The 1,918-nt window shown below is 43.5% G+C and carries 2 protein-coding genes; one reads left to right on the top strand and one right to left on the bottom strand.

Annotation, left to right across the window (positions count from 1 at the left end):
- Positions 1-274 precede the first annotated feature (274 nt).
- A complete protein-coding gene (locus ACS8FD_RS13460; protein ID WP_439263399.1) occupies positions 275-1,402 on the top strand; it encodes a metallophosphoesterase in 1,128 nt (375 codons plus the stop codon).
- On the opposite strand, the gene ACS8FD_RS13455 is transcribed toward ACS8FD_RS13460, so the two are convergent.
- A partial coding sequence (locus ACS8FD_RS13455; protein WP_439276253.1) for an alpha/beta hydrolase fold domain-containing protein occupies positions 1,379-1,918 on the bottom strand: 540 nt, incomplete at its 5' end. The genes ACS8FD_RS13460 and ACS8FD_RS13455 overlap by 24 nt on opposite strands.

The raw sequence follows: 1,918 nt of genomic DNA, 5'->3' as shown, positions 1-1,918 counted from the left end.
GGCACCAAAAATATAAAGGATACGCAGTTTTTGGTATCTTCAGGCTATGGATTTGGTCCTGTACCATTTAGGTTGGGAACACGGTCTGAGATATGGATGATCAGGTTACAATCTGCCCTATAAACTGTTTAAGTAAATGACATAATGCCCATACTAAAAGCCTCTACTATATACAAGCATAGTAGGGGTTTTTTATACGCTACCAAACTTCCGCTTAAACTTTCTTTGTCTGGTCTAAATCTCTTTAAATACCAAAACTACTCCGGAATTACTCATGCGCTACGCATTTTTTATCACTATTTTTGTACTGTTGCAGCTTTTTAGTTTAGGAGCTGCATTAAGCTTACAGTGGTGGTTACAGCCTTTGATAAATCCTGCGCTACAAATTTCCATATGGATTGCTATATTTATCATTACCAATAGTTTGCTGCTACTGAGTGTAAAAAGGGTGTTTGCCAATAGCTATCGCTGGGTGAGTGGTTGGATGTTATTCATGCACTTTATGGTATTAACCGCGCTGCTGACCAGCCTGTTATACGGAGGGTATTGGTTAATAGTAACCTTTACTGACTACCGTGCTCTTAATCCTTCGGTAGTGGCAACAGGGTTGCGAGTACTTGCTCTGCTTATCTTTATTGGTCTATTTATTTATGCTTTATATAGCGCCTACATACCTGTTGTGCGTAAAAAAACGATTCATATTAATAAACCGATGGTAGAGCAACTGCGTATTGCGGTGGCCAGTGATCTACATATTGGTCGACTGTTTGGTAGTGGTGCGATAGATAGGCTACATCGCCTTGTCGTCCAGTCTGAAGCGGATATATTGCTGATGCCAGGCGATATTATGGATGACAATACCGACGCATTTATTGCCTACGATATGCAGGCGAACTTAACTGAACTATGTGCCAGCCTACCTTACGGGGTTTATGCGACGTTAGGCAACCATGACTTATACGGGTACGAGCAGCCCATTAGTCACTCACTGCGTAGTGCTGGCGTGCAATTATTGAACGATGAGGTTCATTGCCTAACGCATCAAGGGCAACCGATTTGGTTGGTTGGCCGTTTTGATAATCATAAACGTGCGCGCGTAGCGACGACAGAATTACTGGCGCAAGTAAATATAGATGAGCCCATTATATTACTAGACCATCGCCCTAGCGATATCGTTGAACATAGCCAGCTACCGATTGATTTACAAGTGTCAGGACATACTCATAATGGTCAAGTATTTCCCGCTAATTTTATCGTCAATGCGATTAACCGTCTAGGTTATGGTTATGAAGCGATTGGTCATGGACACTTTGTGGTGTCCTCCGGTTATGGCTTTTGGGGTATTCCATTCCGCTTGGGTTCGCGCTCAGAGATTTGGTTAATCGCTCTTAGTGGTAAGTAGTTGGCGGACAAAGCTGGCAAACTTGTCAATAATATTAGCTGCCTCATGACCAACACCCTTATGAATACTCATTAAATGAATAAAACCGTGCGGCGCGCCTAGCACAGTGTAGGTCTTAGTCGCGATGCGACTATCTTGTAATTGGTCAGCGTAAACGAGAGCCTCATCACGTAAGATATCTAGCTCAGCCGCCACAATATAGCTTGGACAAATGTGCGCATTATGACCATACATGGGTGAAGTAAGCGGATGTGAGCCTGTCAAAGTACTATGTTGCATGTAGGCGGTGTCAAACACTTCGACATCGTTGTAATCAAGTAGCAAGTCTTTACCATATAATGCCCAGCTAGGGTAAGTTGCCTCAATATCGGTGACAGGATAAAGAGGTAGCTGGGCAAGTGGACTAGGCAAGTCTTGCAACTTACTAATGATATCTTCTGCATCTAATCCTAGATTGAGCCATTGCGTAGCGTCTGGCGCAGTGATCTGCTGGGCGACCAAGATGGCCAAGCAACC

The organism is Psychrobacter sp. 1U2 (assembly GCF_051847575.1).
Note: the sequence above shows the minus strand (reverse complement) of the source record. Positions and strands in the feature narration are given on the sequence as shown.